The 16,417-nt window shown below is 44.2% G+C and carries 14 protein-coding genes and 1 riboswitch; of the genes, 6 read left to right on the top strand and 8 right to left on the bottom strand.

The window, feature by feature from the left end; genetic code table 11:
* Nucleotides 1–63 precede the first annotated feature (63 nt).
* A complete protein-coding gene (gene thrC / locus RTS09_RS03500) occupies nucleotides 64–1,479 on the top strand; it encodes a threonine synthase (RefSeq protein ID WP_282850260.1) in 1,416 nt (471 codons plus the stop codon).
* Between the two features lie 95 nt (nucleotides 1,480–1,574).
* On the opposite strand, the gene RTS09_RS03495 is transcribed toward thrC, so the two are convergent.
* The 4 genes from RTS09_RS03495 to mpl all read right to left on the bottom strand — a co-directional run bounded on the left by RTS09_RS03495 (nucleotide 1,575) and on the right by mpl (nucleotide 5,489).
* Nucleotides 1,575–2,321: an enoyl-CoA hydratase-related protein gene (locus tag RTS09_RS03495; RefSeq protein WP_312534321.1), complete on the bottom strand. Its 747-nt coding sequence runs from the start codon at nucleotides 2,319–2,321 to the stop codon at nucleotides 1,575–1,577.
* A 290-nt stretch (nucleotides 2,322–2,611) separates the two neighbouring features.
* Nucleotides 2,612–2,869 (bottom strand): GlsB/YeaQ/YmgE family stress response membrane protein, encoded by a 258-nt coding sequence (locus RTS09_RS03490; protein WP_036601338.1) that lies wholly within the window; start codon nucleotides 2,867–2,869, stop codon nucleotides 2,612–2,614.
* A 259-nt stretch (nucleotides 2,870–3,128) separates the two neighbouring features.
* Nucleotides 3,129–3,971 carry a ParA family protein gene (locus RTS09_RS03485; protein ID WP_312534319.1) on the bottom strand — a complete coding sequence of 281 codons (843 nt, stop codon included), beginning with the start codon at nucleotides 3,969–3,971 and terminating at the stop codon, nucleotides 3,129–3,131.
* 84 nt (nucleotides 3,972–4,055) lie between these two features.
* Nucleotides 4,056–5,489 (bottom strand): UDP-N-acetylmuramate:L-alanyl-gamma-D-glutamyl-meso-diaminopimelate ligase, encoded by a 1,434-nt coding sequence (mpl, locus tag RTS09_RS03480; protein ID WP_312534317.1) that lies wholly within the window; start codon nucleotides 5,487–5,489, stop codon nucleotides 4,056–4,058.
* A 293-nt stretch (nucleotides 5,490–5,782) separates the two neighbouring features.
* Between mpl and gdhA the strand changes: the two genes are divergently transcribed.
* Nucleotides 5,783–7,117, top strand: coding sequence for an NADP-specific glutamate dehydrogenase (gene gdhA, locus RTS09_RS03475; RefSeq protein ID WP_095356258.1), 1,335 nt, complete (start codon nucleotides 5,783–5,785; stop codon nucleotides 7,115–7,117).
* Between the two features lie 79 nt (nucleotides 7,118–7,196).
* Here gdhA and RTS09_RS03470 read toward each other — a convergent pair whose 3' ends face one another.
* Nucleotides 7,197–8,180 (bottom strand): YheT family hydrolase, encoded by a 984-nt coding sequence (locus RTS09_RS03470; protein WP_312534314.1) that lies wholly within the window; start codon nucleotides 8,178–8,180, stop codon nucleotides 7,197–7,199.
* A gap of 161 nt (nucleotides 8,181–8,341) precedes the next feature.
* Nucleotides 8,342–8,938, bottom strand: coding sequence for a YigZ family protein (locus tag RTS09_RS03465; protein ID WP_312534312.1), 597 nt, complete (start codon nucleotides 8,936–8,938; stop codon nucleotides 8,342–8,344).
* 49 nt (nucleotides 8,939–8,987) lie between these two features.
* Here RTS09_RS03465 and RTS09_RS03460 point away from each other — a divergent pair, with 49 nt between their 5' ends.
* Nucleotides 8,988–9,692 carry a pseudouridine synthase gene (locus RTS09_RS03460; protein WP_312534310.1) on the top strand — a complete coding sequence of 235 codons (705 nt, stop codon included), beginning with the start codon at nucleotides 8,988–8,990 and terminating at the stop codon, nucleotides 9,690–9,692.
* Here the strand turns inward: RTS09_RS03460 and RTS09_RS03455 are convergent.
* Nucleotides 9,689–10,348: a DUF2939 domain-containing protein gene (locus RTS09_RS03455; RefSeq protein WP_312534308.1), complete on the bottom strand. Its 660-nt coding sequence runs from the start codon at nucleotides 10,346–10,348 to the stop codon at nucleotides 9,689–9,691. The genes RTS09_RS03460 and RTS09_RS03455 overlap by 4 nt on opposite strands.
* Before the next feature lie 253 nt (nucleotides 10,349–10,601).
* On the opposite strand from RTS09_RS03455, the gene dnaJ reads away from it, so the two are divergent.
* The 3 genes from dnaJ to RTS09_RS03440 all read left to right on the top strand — a co-directional run bounded on the left by dnaJ (nucleotide 10,602) and on the right by RTS09_RS03440 (nucleotide 13,994).
* Nucleotides 10,602–11,768, top strand: coding sequence for a molecular chaperone DnaJ (dnaJ, locus tag RTS09_RS03450; RefSeq protein ID WP_050325319.1), 1,167 nt, complete (start codon nucleotides 10,602–10,604; stop codon nucleotides 11,766–11,768).
* Between the two features lie 220 nt (nucleotides 11,769–11,988).
* Nucleotides 11,989–12,795, top strand: coding sequence for a 4-hydroxy-tetrahydrodipicolinate reductase (gene dapB, locus RTS09_RS03445; protein ID WP_175405726.1), 807 nt, complete (start codon nucleotides 11,989–11,991; stop codon nucleotides 12,793–12,795).
* 59 nt (nucleotides 12,796–12,854) lie between these two features.
* Nucleotides 12,855–13,994, top strand: a complete 1,140-nt coding sequence (locus RTS09_RS03440; protein WP_138019369.1) for a restriction endonuclease — start codon at nucleotides 12,855–12,857, stop codon at nucleotides 13,992–13,994.
* A 42-nt stretch (nucleotides 13,995–14,036) separates the two neighbouring features.
* On the opposite strand, the gene thiC is transcribed toward RTS09_RS03440, so the two are convergent.
* Complete coding sequence (gene thiC, locus RTS09_RS03435) at nucleotides 14,037–16,055, bottom strand: phosphomethylpyrimidine synthase ThiC (protein ID WP_248107345.1); 2,019 nt, start codon at nucleotides 16,053–16,055, stop codon at nucleotides 14,037–14,039.
* 125 nt (nucleotides 16,056–16,180) lie between these two features.
* A riboswitch (TPP riboswitch) is annotated at nucleotides 16,181–16,283 on the bottom strand.
* Nucleotides 16,284–16,417 lie beyond the last annotated feature (134 nt).

Here is a 16,417-nt window from a genome sequence, read left to right as displayed (position 1 = left end):
TGGCATTCATTGCAATGCTAGGTTTATGCTAAACTGCATCAAATTGATTAAATGGATGGAAAGATGAACTATATCAGCACGCGTGGCAAAACAGCCCCTATGCAATTTAGTGATGTGTTACTGATGGGACTTGCCCCAGACGGTGGCTTAATGCTACCTGAAGAATATCCACAAATTGATGAAGCAACCCTCACCCAATGGCGCACTTTAAGCTACCCTGAGCTTGCCTTTGAAATCATGCAATTATTCGCCACCGATATCCCAAAAGATGATTTAAAAACATTGATTGATAAAACTTACACCGTGCAGGCATTTGGCAATCCCGATATCACCCCTGTTCGTACACTCAAAGATGGCATCAAAATCATCGAGTTATCAAACGGCCCAACACTGGCATTTAAAGATATTGCCATGCAGTTTTTGGGCAATGCTTTTGAATATGTGTTAAAGAAAAAAAATGAGCGTCTGACCATCATCGGTGCCACATCAGGCGATACAGGCTCAGCTGCTGAATATGCGCTGCGTGGCAAAGACAATATCGAAGTGTTCATGATGTCACCCCATGGCAAAATGAGTGAATTCCAGCGCGCACAAATGTATAGCCTTGATGACAAAAATATCCATAACATCGCCATCAAAGGTATGTTCGATGACTGCCAAGACATCGTAAAAGCCCTGCAGCAAGATGCCGAATTTAAAGCCAAATACAGCCTTGGGACTGTCAACTCCATTAACTGGGGTCGTATCCTCGCGCAAATCGTCTACTATTTTAAAGGTTACTTTGCCAGCACCACCGACAACAGCCAAAAGGTGAGTTTCTGCGTGCCATCGGGTAACTTTGGTAATATCTGCGCGGGACATATTGCCCGTGAAATGGGATTACCCATCGAGCGGTTAATCGTTGCCACCAACGAAAACGACGTTCTGCACGACTTTTTTACTACTGGCAAATATAGCCCGCGTACCGCTGACAAGACCTATGTGACATCAAGCCCATCGATGGATATTTCAAAAGCATCGAATTTTGAGCGTTTTGTGTACCTGCTCGCTGAGAAAAATGGCGAAAAAATCCATACGCTTTGGCAGGATGTCAACGCAGGCAAAGGCTTTGATATGTCGGATTTGATGGCAAATATCAATGGCAAATATGGCTTTGCATCAGGTAAATCAACCCATGCCGACCGTATCGCCACGATAAAACAAGTGTATGCCGAAGACAACCAGCTAATTGACCCGCATACCGCTGATGGGATAAAAGTGGCTCGTGAAGTACGCAAACAGGGTGAAGTCATTGTCTGCGCCGAAACCGCCTTGCCAGCCAAATTTGCCGAGACCATCACCGAAGCTGTCGGTCAACTTGACATTCCCCGTCCCAAACATACCGATAATATCGAAAGCTTGGCGCAGTATGTGACTGTGCTTGATAATGATGCAAATTTGGTGCGTGCGCAAATTGAACAGTTTGTGGTAGCCAAATAATGGCTATCTAATAAATTGGCTAATAAGTTGGGTTAAACAAAAGCCTTTTAATTTGCTAGTTAAAAGGCTTTTTTGCATTAGTGTTCTCTTTTGCCTTATTGTTTATGGACAAATTTGCGCAGTATCGCTTTGACTTCATCCGTCTGTAGACGGTTACTAAAGTGAATATTTTCTTGTTGGATACGCGCTAGGATTTCTGTGGCATTACGCATCAAGTCTTTGGTTTGTCGTACCGATGGCACCGATTTTGTGGCAAGTATTTCTGCTTTTTGGCGCGCCGTGCTTAGTACCTCATCACTATTAGCAAAAGCTTGGTTGGCTAAGCCCAATTCAACCGCCTGTTTACCTGTAATTTTTTCACCCATCACAAACACCTCAAAGGCACGCTGATAACCAATTCTTTGCGTCAGCAAAAGGGTCGAACCTGCTTCTGGCACCAACGATAAATCCACAAATGGGGCTAATAATTTAGCGTTTTCTACGATATACACCAAATCACAATGAAGTAGCAGCGTCAAGCCAATGCCAACGCCTGAGCCTGTCACCGCTGCCACGATGGGTTTGGGATAATCGCCCAAAAACTGCACGAAATCTAACGCGTTAAGCTCAGCATCATCGTTTTCTGCTTTGTTTAAAAAATCGACAAGATCATTACCTGCGGTAAAAAAATCCCCCGTTGACGTAAATAAAATCACTCGAATATTATCGTCACTTTTTGCCTGTTCCATCGCGGTTTGTACGGCTTGGTACATGGCATTGGTTAGGGCATTTTTTTTATCAGCTCGATTAAGTTGGATTTCTAAAACGCCATTTTGCGTGTGAAACTTGACAAGTTGTTCCATGAAAGTGTTTACCTTAATATATAATCAATATCTCATCAGTGTCTAGTTGGGGTCTAGTAGATATCTGGTGCTAAAAACCAAGTCAACAATATAGCATCATTCTAAGCTGAGATTCCAAACTTAGTGAGACAATGACCGCAAGAAAATCAAACTGAAAAAATTTAAAGCCAAAATGCCAAGCGTTAGCTACCATACGTTCAGAAAATTTTAGCCAATAAAAAAGGCATTTAAATTAAATGCCTTTTTTAAATTGATATTTTAAATTGATTGCTTAATTAACTCATACAGCATTAACCAATACGGCGTTTACCCGTCGCTAGTTCATAAACGAATAGCACAATAATGGCACCAATCACTGAAAAGATTAAACCGGTAAAGCCACCATTGGCATTCATGCCTAGCATACCTGCTAAGAAGCCGCCCACTAATGCACCAATAATACCCAGTACAATGGTAAGAATCCAACCCATTGCGTCGGCACCTGGCTTGATAGCACGTGCGATAACACCAACGATAAGACCCATGATAATCATATAAATAAAGCTCATTTTAACACTCCTAATTTTTTAACTTGTCTAATTTTTAACTTATTTTTTTACCTAATCGATTGGCAGGCGTTACAGGGCTAAATTGTTATATTTATAGTTTTAACTAATAACTGCCTCTCTGATGACTGTCATTTTATAGACAAGCTTCCAGCAGTTAAAATGTTGGTTTGTTAATTATGTAAGTTCTCTTTGAAGTATTAAGAGGATTTTTTATTTAATGTAATGCTATGTCAGTAGAGACGATTAAATGTAAGTTCCGTTATCTAGATTCGATTTCTTGATAAAGCGCAGCATATTGTTGGGTGAGTTTATGTATAGCGTCCAAATAAATCAGCGGTAAGCTTTGATGATGGGATTGTTTCATGATAATGGAAGGGCTAAGTTTGGTATCATAGACAGGATAGCCTTCATTGACCAACGTTTGTACCACTTCTTTGGGTAAATTGGCACGTGGGTCAAACTGATTGACGATGATACCTTCAATTAACAAGTCACTATTATGGTCTTGGCGCGTCTCTAAGATATTTTGCACCAAGGTTTGCAGCGCGCGTTTGGAGAAAATATCACAATCAAACGGGACGATAACACGATCAGCTGCGATCAATGCCGATAAAGTAAAAAAGTTAAACGCCGGTGGTGTATCAATGTACACCCGATCAAACTGCTGACTTAAAAGTTTTAAGCCGTCTTTTAATTTATAAATTTTATGTTTGCTTTCAAGGGGCTGCAAAATATCGGCAAGCATGGGGCTGGCTGGAATCAGTGATAAATTATCAAATCGGGTGGTGTGAGTGCAGTGCTCCAACCCTTGATTGCGACTACCCGTCATACCGCCAAATGGAAATGCAAACATCATCGGCATGGGGCTAGACGTCGCTTGCAGGGTTTGCGAAAAGAAATTTTCAATATTGGGTTCTGTGATATGCGCGGGATGAATGTCTGTGGCCGCATCGCCGATGATATATTGGGTAGCGTTGCACTGTGGATCAAGGTCGATGAGTAAAGTACGCAAACCTTGATGGGCGCTCATCGCGGCAAGATTGACAGCAATGCTGGATTTACCAACACCGCCTTTTTGATTAAAAATGACTCGGGTAAGCATTGTGTAACCTAATAATTGTACAAATAATCATGAGTATGCTAAAAAATCACGACTTTTGCTAGCAAATTTACAAGGTTAGAACAGTTAGGCTTGCTGCAGTGCCTTCACCAGTCGACCATGAATACCTTCAAAGCCGCCATTTGACATCACAATCACCGCATCGTCATCGCCAATGTGCGCTGCAATATGCTCAATAATCGCATCGGTCGATGTCATCACTTGTTGGTTGGCAGCATTGCCAATCGCATCGGCAACTGACCAATCTAGATTGGCAGGTTGATACCAAATGACTTGGTCGGCGATACTCGCTGACGGCGCAAGCAAACCTTGGTGGGTACCGAGTTTCATGGTGTTTGAACGTGGTTCAATCACTGCCCAGATTTTACGGTTTGGGTTATCCGCAAAACGTTTTTTGGCACCATCGAGCGTGGTTTCAATGGCGGTTGGGTGGTGGGCAAAGTCGTCATAAACTTCTATATGCTTGCCGTTGTCATCAATTGTACCGACCAGCTCCATACGGCGTTTGATGCCAGCAAAATTAGATAAGGCTTCACAGGCTTGTGCAACTGATACGCCAACATTGTAGGCTGCTGCAATTGCCACTAAACCATTATTGACGCTATGTAGCCCGCTCATCTGCCAATTGACTTGTCCTTTATGACCATCAAACATGACTTCATATTGGCTTCCGTCTTGTTTCACTAGCTTGGCTTGCCAATCCGCGTGGGGATTAGTGCTAGCAAGCGCTGTCCGCCAAATCGGTGTCCAACAGCCTTTTTTCAGGGTTTCTTCCAAGCTTTCGGTATCTGCTGGCATGATGATTTTGCCATTTGACGGTATCATACGTACCATGTGATGGAACTGGGTTTGGATGGCGGCAAGGTTTGGGAAGATATCGGCGTGGTCGTATTCAAGGTTGTTTAAAATTGCGGTGGTTGGGCGATAGTGGACAAACTTAGAGCGTTTATCAAAAAAAGCACTGTCATATTCATCCGCTTCGATGACAAAGTAACCTTCATGATCCGCAGTTTTATCACTACCCAAATAACTACTGTGGGCAAACGCTTGTTGTAGGCGTTCATCTTGGGTATCAACAAGTGGCACGCCACCAATCAAAAAGCCGGCATCAATGCCTGCATAATGTAAAATCCACGCCAGCATCGTGGTAGTGGTAGTTTTGCCATGCGTGCCTGCGACGGCTAATACATGACGGTATTGCAATACTTGCTCTGCCAAAAACTGCGGACCTGAGGTATAAGGAATACGCTCATTGAGCATATATTCAACCGCCTCTATGCCGCGCTTCATGGCATTGCCGACAATCACCAAATCAGGTGCAGGTTGTAAATGACTGGCGGCGTACCCTTGCATAATCTCAACACCCGCATTTTTAAGCTGGGTGGACATTGGTGGATAGACATTGGCGTCCGAGCCTGTCACGGTATGTCCAAGGTCACGCGCAAGCAGCGCCAACGAACCCATGAAGGTACCACAAATACCAAGAATATGAATGTGCATAAGTTTGCCTTAGGTCAAATACGCATTAGCGGCTAACCAAAGCCGCTAAACCTTGCTAAAAATTAACAATTTTAAAGGACAAATCAGGCTTTGTCAGCTATTAAATCCAGTTGCAGGTTAACTTGCTCGCAAACACCCATGTCTAGTTTTCGGCAACCCACCGTGCCAAAACCGTGGCAAAGAGGTACAGAAAAATAGTTTTACAAATTACTATGACAGTGATAAGTTACTATAAATTCACCAAAATAGTGTTTTTGCACTATTTTTATGAAGTTAAAGAATTGAGGAGTGGTATGAAAAGCAGTGAGTTATTAAGCATTTTAAAGCAGTGTCATAGCAATGAGCCAGAGTTTATACAAGCGGTCGAAGAATTCTGGGAAGATATCGCAGCGGTTTATGACCAATCCACTGTTTATCAACACCTTAATCTATTTGACCGCTTAACCAACCCCGACCGTGTTATTCAATTTCGTATAAATTGGGAAGATGACCAAGGCAATGTTCAAGTCAACCGCGGTTGGCGTGTGCAATTTAACAATGCATTAGGTCCTTACAAAGGCGGTATCCGTTTTCATCCCAGTGTGAATCTTTCGGTACTAAAATTTTTAGGGTTTGAACAAATCTTTAAAAACGCATTGACCGGTTTGCCTATGGGTGGGGGTAAAGGCGGTTCAGACTTTGACCCAAAAGGTAAATCAGACGCCGAAATCCGTCGATTTTGCTATGCCTTTATGCGCGAATTAGCGCCTTATATTGGTGCAGATATAGACGTACCTGCGGGTGATATCGGTGTCGGCGGCCGCGAAATTAATTATATGTTCGCCATGTATAAGGCGCTTAATCGGGAGTTTACCGGGGTATTAACCGGTAAGACGGTGGGACAAGGTGGTAGCTTGATTCGTACCGAGGCAACGGGGTTTGGTCTTGTGTATTTTTTACAAAACATGCTAGAAGCCCATCATGACGATTTGATGGCTAAGACTGTCTTGGTCTCAGGTGCGGGCAATGTATCGCTACATGCGGCACAAAAATGTATTGAGCTTGGCGCACAGGTACTGACATTATCAGACTCAAAAGGTACCTTATATCTCAAGCATGGCTTTACCTTAGAGCAAATTGAAGCGCTCAAAACTTATAAAGCGCAAGACAAACGTTTAAAAGACTTCGTCGGCACCAGTGATGACGCAGAATGGATCGACGGTAGCCGTCCATGGCATATCAAAGCCGATATTGCCCTACCTTGCGCCACCCAAAACGAAATCAACGGGCAAGATGCGCAAAATCTGGTCAATCATGGCGTTAAATACGTGGCAGAAGGTGCCAACATGCCCAGTGATGCCGATGCCATCGCCATCTTCCAAAGTAATGGCGTCATCTATGCGCCGGGAAAAGCCTCGAATGCCGGTGGGGTTGCGGTATCAGGTCTTGAGATGTCACAAAACTCGGTACGTCAATACGCAACCTTTGCGGTGCTTGATGAGCAATTAAAAACCATCATGACAAATATCCATGACGATTGTTTTAACCATGGTAAACAAGCGGATGGGAGCATTGATTATAAAAAAGGCGCCAATCTAGCAGGCTTTAACAAGATTGCTAAAGCCATGGTGAACTACGGCATTTTATAATGTTAAAAAACCCCTCATTAACTTTAATAAATAAAAAGCGCCGTCATTGTGATGGAGTTTTTTATTGAAGCAATAGCAATCAGTCAGTACAAGCCTGAAAAAATTTAAAGCTGGTGCTAGGCAGCCAATTCACATTGAGTTTTTTGTTTTGTAATTGTACAAAGCCCACATGCCCACCATGCTGGCTATACAGTAAGCGCACACAAGGTGACACATCGGCTTGGGTGGCAAGAATGCCCAAAAATGGGTCGTCTTTGGCAGTGATAATCAGCGTGGGTTTAGTGATGTTTTTGAGTACAGGTAGGGCAGAGGCTTGGATATAATAATTCGCCCCTGTACCAAAACCATGGCGCGGCGCGGTATATAACTCATCAAACTCATCAATCATCTTGATATTTTTTAATGCGTTAACTAATGCTGGCTCGTCCACCTTTTTTAAGGCTTTTTGCAATAAAGGATTGAGCAAATAAGGCGTATACACCCGTTTGGCGACAAAACGATGCATGGCTTTTGCCGAAGTCGTCAAATCGACAGGTGCAGAAATCACCACCGCTGCTTCACAGGTAGCTGCATCGCCTTGTTCACCCATATAACGCGCCAGCATATTGGCGCCGAGCGACACGCCACTGGCTACAATTCGGCTATAACCGTACTGAGTTTTTAGCAGGTCAAACATATGCACCGCTTCGGCGGTATCACCCGCGTTATAGTCCAATTCTGAGGTATTATCCACCCCGCCACAGCCGCGAAAATGGACGATAACCGCATCATACCCCAATCGGTGCGCTTGGTGGGTAAAGGCAATGGCATAATGGCTATCACTGCTGCCTTCAAGCCCATGAAACATCACCGCCAATGGCTTATCAAGGTTTGGCTGATTGTCGGTATTGGCAAACACAAAGTCATAAGCCACTTGGGTGGTGCCGGTGCGGTCAGGGTGAAGCCGACGCTGATAGTTAGGTTTTGGCAGTTTGATAAACTTGGGTAAAATGGTTTGAACGTGGGGGTTGGCTAAGAAAAACGGGGTACGAAATGGCGTTAGGGGTAGTTGGTGAATATTCATAATATGCCTAGTGATTGTTATGATTTTTGACTATTTTACGGCTTTTTGACAGTTTTTTCATGGCGACTTGTGAGCTAAGTTTGGGACGTTGTGTAGGTTTTTTGAGAAAAATTTTGCTATGCTATCACTTCTATGCTGCTGCTGTGGTTATTGGCTTTTGGTTATTCACTGGCTTTCACAGTTCCATAAAAGCCGATTTTTTCGCTGAGGACTTGAACCGACTTTTGCGCAGCCTCTACGGTCAAAACGACATTTTTACCATAATCAACCTTTAAAATCGTGGCATTAAAGCCATCTAATGTATGTCTGACAAAGGACTCATTGGCAAAATCGGTTTCAATTATTATCACGCTTAACGGCACAAACTCGTGCAAATTCATATTATCAACCACGGCTTGTGCGGTGCTACTATAGGCACGTGTTAGTCCGCCTGCACCAAGTTTGATACCGCCAAAGTAACGCACCACAATGACCACGCAGTTACCAATGCCCTTGTGTTGTAACACGTTTAAAATCGGCTTGCCTGCCGTACCACTGGGCTCACCATCGTCATCAAAACCTGCCGAGGTAGTGTTGTGCGGGTCGCCAATAATATAGCCATAGCAGACATGGCGCGCATCAGGATACTGATTGCGTAATTGTTCCACGTGAAACATAAATTGCTCGCGGCTATCAATGGCAAAGCCAAAGCCCAAAAATTGGCTTTTTTTAATCTCAAGTGTGGCAGTACATGGGTCGCTAAGCGTGTAATAGGTCATGGTTAATCTATGTTACAATAAACAAAACAAGCACTAGGATAACAAAAAAATGCGTTTAGACAAATTTTTAAGCAAAGCCACTGAGCTATCGCGTAAAGACTGCAAAAAAATCTTGCACGCAGGCGAAGTCACTGTCAATGGCGAGGTGGTCAAAGATGCAAGTCTACATATCGATGAAGTGGGTGACGATATCGAATGGGCGGGTGAGCCATTATCGGTCGCGATGGGCAATCGCTACTTACTGTTATATAAGCCAGAAGGCTTTGAGTGCACCCTAAAGCCAAAAGAGTGGCCGATTGTCACAGACTTGATTGATGTACCCCAGCTAGGTAGCTTGCGGATTGCAGGGCGACTCGATGTCGACACCACAGGTGCGCTGCTGCTTAGCGATGATGGTGGCTTTTTGCACCGCGTCACCAGCCCAAAACATCATGTGGCAAAGGTGTATGAGTTGACCCTTGCCGACCCAATGACTGAAGCACAACAGGCATTTGCTATCCAAGAATTGGCAAAAGGCATCATGCTTGAGGACGAGTATGATAAAACCAAACCCGCTGAGTTAAGTTTTTCTGATGCTACCCATGCCAAGTTGGTACTCACGGAAGGCAAATACCACCAAGTCAAACGCATGATGGGCTACTTTGGCAATAAAGTCATTGAGCTACACCGTGCCAGCATCGGTAACATTACCTTAGCAGGATTAGAAAAAGGCGAAAGCCGATTTTTGACTGCTGAAGAAATTGACCAGTTTTAAGCATTTAGCGGCAGTGTCACACCCACGATTTTCCAATGAATAAGCCCTTGGCGCTGCAAGCGGAGCGTTAAGGGATAGCCACGCAGCTGTCCGCTGACTTCAAAACAGTTAAAACCACAATAGTGTGTGGTCGGTTGGGTCTGCGACGTTGCTGTGGTGGCATTGGGATTAGGTGATTGCAGTTGTTGTTTAATTTTTTGATTAAGCTCAGCTGAATTGCGCGCCAAAATCAAGTCTTTGATATCAATCTTATCCATTGCTACTGCCACCAAGCCCCCCAGTAGTTTGACATTTGTTTTGAGCAGCTCGGTGGTCGCTTGTCCTGTCAGCGCATACTGTACGCCCTCTGGTGTGACGGTATTATCCACGGCTTGATCGACCATTTTATTCACTAAGTCATCAGAGTTTAGCTCGATATTGAGCATCTGCAAAATAGGGGATTTTGCCACATGATTGGCTTTTTCTATTAATACAGGGGTTAGCTGTGATTTGATACTTTGCTGTAGTTGCGTAAATTCAATCGCTGTACTGATAGTGTCCGCTTGTTGTGCATCATAGGCTTTTTTCAGTTGGTACACTGCCCAATAAGGGGAGGCAAATACCCATGCGACGACAATCAGTGCAAGGATGATTAGCAGAGATAATACTTTTTTCATAAATCACTATCAGAGTTAGAGTTTGCTAATTAGTTTAAAACAACGGGCTAGGCTATTGCGTATTTTTCTTGCAAAAAAAGGAAAATATTTTTGCGCTGATTGCCGATTATTTGCTTGATTATTTAACAAAAATCGCCACTATATTGCATATTTTTAAATTTTAGTCTTTCAAAGGTTTGGCAGCTGCTAAACGTTGCTACTGGTCGAATCCACTCTTCCGTACTGTCAAAACTATGCTGCCAAAGGAGTTACTATGTCAAAACGCGATTTTTATGAAGTATTAGGGGTAGATAAAACCGCTAATGAACAAGAAATCAAAAAAGCCTACCGCAAACTTGCGATGAAATATCATCCAGACCGTAACCCTGATGACCCTGCCGCCGAAGAAAAATTCAAAGAAGCCTCGATGGCATACGAAGTGCTAAGCGATGACAGCAAACGTTCAGCGTATGACCGTATGGGTCATGCAGCGTTTGAGAATGGCATGGGCGGTGGCGGCTTTGGCGGTGGAAACTTCCAAGACATTTTTGGCGATATTTTTGGCGGCATGGGCGGCGGCCGTGGTGGCAGCGCCGGCGGCTTCCAAGACATTTTTGGCGACATTTTTGGGGGTCGCACAGGGGGTGGACGTAGCAGACGCGGCTCAGATTTACGCTATATGCTTGATTTGACGCTTGAAGAAGCGGTGCAAGGGACAAAAAAAGAAATTACCTTTACCGCACCTGCCCCTTGTGAAACTTGTGATGGTAAGGGCGCCAAAGACAGCAGCGATATCGTGACCTGTGCAACTTGTGGTGGTGCGGGTGTGGTACGTATGCAGCAAGGCTTTTTTGCTGTGCAACAAACCTGCCCCAACTGTGGCGGCTCAGGTAAACAAATCAAAAATCCTTGCAATGACTGTCATGGCTCGGGTGTTAAAGAAAAATCACGCACCCTTGAAGTTACCATTCCTGCCGGTATCGACAATGGCGATCGGGTACGTTTAACGGGGGAAGGTGAAGCGATTACCGGCGGCGAAAGCGGCGACTTGTATGTTGAAATCCGTGTGGCACAGCATCCTATTTTTACCCGTGAAGGCGCTGACTTATACATGGATGTGCCAATTAGCTTTGCGGATGCAGCCTTAGGTCGTGAGGTGGAAGTACCAACGCTTGAAGGACGTATCAATTTACGCATTCCCGAAGGCACCCAAAGCCATAAAGTATTCCGTATCAAAGGCAAAGGCGTTACCCCCGTGCGCACGACGATGAAAGGTGACTTGTTATGCCGTGTGGTGGTGGAGACACCGACCAATCTCAACAATGAACAAAAAGAGCTACTTCGTCAGCTGCAATCATCCATGGGTGAGCATCAACAATCACCACAGAAAAAATCTTTCTTTGATAAACTCAAAGAAGATGTCAAAGATTTGTTTGACTAGGTTTTATTGGTTTATAGTGTTTTATAGAAGTTTCACGTGAAACATCGAACCCTTGTAATGATTGCAAGGGTTTTTTTGTATAAGGCAATATTGAGCTAAGCTAGGATTCAGCGAGACAAGCTGTTATGATTTGAACTTAGAAAGTTATACTAGAAAATCAGGCTAGAAAATCAAATTAGAAAGTTATACTAGGTAATTGGGCGAGATAAAGGATAAGCAAATGGTAAAAATCGGGGTCATAGGCGCAGGTGGGCGCATGGGACGTATGCTGATTCAAGCGGTGGAACAAAATCCACAAACTACCCTTGCAGGGGCGATAGAGCGTCAAGGCTCAAGCTTGTTGGGCGTGGATGCGGGCGAGCTAGTTAATCTCGACAAAACTAATGTCGCTTTGGTCGATGACTTGGCAGGCGTCATTCATGATATTGATGTGCTCATAGATTTTAGCTTGCCTGAGTCGACTGCCAAAAACTTACAACTTTGTGCTGCCAAAGGCGTCAATATGGTCATTGGGACAACAGGCCTAAATGATGAGCAAAACGCCATCTTACAACAGGCAAGTGAAAAAATCGCCATCGTATATGCAGGTAATTATTCAACTGGGGTGAATTTAACCCTTAAGCTGCTTGAAATGGCTGCCAAAGCATTTGGCGACAGCGCCGATGTCGAAGTCATCGAAGCGCACCATAAACACAAAATTGATGCGCCATCGGGCACTGCTTATATGATGGCTGAAGCGGTTGCCAAAGGACGCGGTCAAAACCTAAAAGACGTGGCGATTTATGGCCGCGAAGGTCAAACTGGGGCACGCAAAGCAGGCGAGATTGGTATCCATGCCATTCGCGGTGGCGAGATTGTCGGCGACCATACGGTGATGTTTATCGCCGATGGCGAGATAGTTGAAATCACCCATAAAGCCCGTGAGCGCATGACCTTTGCCGCAGGTGCAGTGCGTGCTGCGGTGTGGGTCAATGAGCAGCAAACAGGACAGTTTGATATGCAAGATGTGCTTGGGCTGAAAGACTAAATTAACGCATATGGGTTCGATGCTTACTAGATAAGGCTAATGTATTGAAGGAAACAATAATGGGCGAAACAGCAAATATCACCAAATTACCCCCATTTGGTGATTTACTAAATTCAGGGATTCAAACGCTAAAGAATCTTAGTGGGCGTAGCAGTATTAGTCAAAACTTATTTTTTCGTGAGTTTGATAAGGTTGCCCAATTAAGTGACGATCAAAAAAGTATTAGCTACTTAAGCCAATTTGACATTCAAAATGAATATGAGGAAGGGACACCTTGTTACGAGCCACTGACTAATTTGATATTAATGTGCTTATCTGCCATGGGTGTTATCAAAGAGAACTGTTTTAGTTTGCAGCCAAATATTGGTAAAGAGTTTGCAAGCTTAATTACCTTTGATGAAAAAGTAACCATAAAAAATCTCGTTAGGATAGATCCACTTGGCAAGATATTTTTTTGGTTAGCCAATGAAAATTTTTCACAATATCTTATGAAAGGTATCCCAAATAATGATTATATCGCAAACTTAAAACGCTTTGATGAAAAGTCTTTTCAAGATCTTAAAAAAGTTAATCAAGTGGCATATGGCAAACGTGGTGACCCATTGATTAACTATTTTATCAATGAGACAACGCGCCGCACGTCATTATTTATGAATAACTATCAAGATGCCATGGTCAGTGATGGCAATGTAAAAGTTACCCCAGATATGATATTGACCCAACTTGATAATTTAACACCATTGCAATTTGAATGGTTTTGCCTAAAATTGGTAGAGCGTTCACTAGAGAATGAAAGTCCAGAAAGTAACTTAAGTTCGCACCATACAGGAAAAGCCAATGACGGCGGTATTGACGGTATGATTACTCAAATATTTTCTAATGAAGAACGGCATACGTACTATATTCAAGCAAAACTTTACTCCCAAGGTAATAATATTTCAAATCGCGAATTAAGAAACTTTGTGGGCGGCTATCCACCGCAGAAAGACAGCCATCATGGTATTTTTATTACCACAACTAGCTTTACCAAACCCGCGCTCGATTATTTCGAAAACCTTGAGTCGCATAGTTTAATCTTGATTGACCAAATGGCACTAATTGAGCTGATGATGGAGCATGAAGTGGGGTTAAAGCAAGTAGATTCTAAGCCAAAGCTTGTACTGGACAATGATTTTTTTGAAAAAATTAAGCGGTATTAAAAAAATAAGGTAGATTAACTACCCTATTTTTTACCAAAAAATTTAAACTTCTTTATATAACTGCTTACCTTCCTCAATAAATTTTTGCTTCATCTGCTCCATGCCTAGGCGGACTTCATCGGCAGACGCTTCACCCACTTGCCCGACCAATTCCGTATCCACCTGCTTGATAGCGTGGCTGGCATCCGATAACTCGCCTGTATCTGGGGTAATGTCTTGCCCAAGCTGTGGTTTATTAAACTCAAGCCCTGCTGCATAATCCCGCACGTTTTGGGTGATTTTCATCGAGCAGAATTTTGGACCGCACATCGAGCAAAAATGCGCTGATTTATGCGCTTCTTTTGGCAAGGTTTCATCATGGAATTCACGTGCCGTGTCTGGGTCTAGGCTGAGATTAAACTGGTCGTCCCAGCGAAACTCAAAACGCGCTTTTGATAAGGCGTTATCCCGTGCTTGGGCACCTGGGTGTCCTTTTGCCAAATCTGCCGCGTGCGCCGCGATTTTGTAAGTGATGATACCGTCTTTGACATCCTTTTTGTTCGGCAGACCTAAATGCTCTTTTGGCGTGACATAGCACAGCATGGCAGTACCATACCAACCAATCATCGCCGCACCAATGGCGGATGTGATGTGGTCATAGCCTGGCGCGATATCCGTCGTCAAAGGTCCGAGTGTGTAAAAAGGCGCTTCTTTACAGACTTCAAGCTGTAAGTCCATGTTCTCTTTAATACGATTCATGGCAACATGCCCTGGACCTTCAATCATGACCTGTACGTCATGTTGCCATGCCACTTGGGTCAGTTCGCCCAAGGTTTTGAGCTCACCAAACTGCGCATCATCGTTGGCGTCTTGTAGGCAACCGGGGCGCAAACCATCACCGAGACTAAACGCCACATCGTAGGCTTTCATAATCTCGCAAATTTCTTCAAAGTGGGTATAAAGAAAATTCTCTTTATGATGGGCAAGACACCACTGCGCCATAATCGAGCCGCCGCGGCTGACGATGCCTGTCAAACGATTGGCGGTCACCGGTACGTAGCGCAGCAGTACACCCGCGTGAATGGTGAAATAATCAACACCTTGCTCGGCTTGTTCAATCAAAGTGTCTTTAAAGATGTCCCATGTCAAATCTTCGGCAACGCCATCCACTTTTTCTAGGGCTTGATAAATCGGTACGGTACCGATGGGCACGGGGGAGTTACGGATAATCCATTCACGGGTTTCATGGATATGCTTACCGGTTGATAAGTCCATGATGGTGTCCGCGCCCCAACGGGTAGCCCAGGTCATTTTGGCAACTTCTTCGTCAATGCTAGAGCCCAGGGCTGAATTACCGATATTGGCATTGATTTTAACCAAAAAATTACGACCAATAATCATCGGTTCTGATTCGGGGTGATTGATGTTATTGGGAATAATCGCCCGTCCCGCAGCGACTTCGGCACGCACAAATTCTGGGGTGATAATTTTGGGGGTGTTGGCACCAAAGTTGTTACCAGCGTGCTGACGCAAATCTGTCAGGTCATGCTGCTTTTGGGTTTCACGGATGGCGATGTATTCCATCTCTGGGGTGATGATGCCTTGTTTGGCGTAGTGCATTTGGGTGACGTTTTTGCCATTGAGCGCTCGTCTTGGCTTATCGATATGCCCAAAGCGTAGGTTAGCCGTGGCGATGTCATTGGCACGCTCGTTGCCGTATTGGCTTGAGAGTTTGGCAAGCTGCTCGGTGTCGCCACGCGCTTCTATCCAAGCTTGACGCAGTTTTGGTAAGCCTTTAGTCAGGTCAATTTCGACATTGGGGTCGGTATACACCCCTGAGGTGTCATACACATAAAACGGTGGATTTTTTTCGCCTTCTGCCTTGCCAAAACCGCCCACCGGAGTATCGGTCAAGGTGATTTCCCGCATCGGCACTTGGATGTCAGGGCGTGAGCCTTGGATGTAGACTTTGCGAGATGCCGGCAAGGCGCGCGTCAAATCACGCGCTTCTTCTTCAAAGCGGTCGTCGGTAGGGTCACGGTGGGCAGGGGTCTTGTGGGTAACGTTGGTAAGTTGGTTCATAGCGAGTCCATGTTATGTTATGAAGTTATGGTTTGCTGGACTCGGGCGAAGATAGGTGAGTGTGACTGTTTCTAGTAAAAGACTGATTGTAGAAAAAACTGATTCTAGAAAAACACTGGTCTAACTAACCTAATAGACGACTTCCCTACGACGGTATTAACCGTGTCAGGTTCGACGGGTATGTCTCAGCCGTTGGTATGTCACCCAACTGCACCCCGAGTCAATACATCCATATTAACAAAAACTCACAGGTTTACCTAATAGATTTTTAGCCATTTTGTGACGATGATTTACTGCACTAAATTACTGATTTTTTTGACAACTATCGGTATGATAGAGGCTCCTTGGTTGTTGAAAATGTT

Source organism: Moraxella sp. CTOTU47618 (assembly GCF_032017425.1).
GTDB classification, from domain to species: Bacteria; Pseudomonadota; Gammaproteobacteria; order Pseudomonadales; family Moraxellaceae; genus Faucicola; species Faucicola tetraodonis.
Note: the sequence above shows the minus strand (reverse complement) of the source record. Positions and strands in the feature narration are given on the sequence as shown.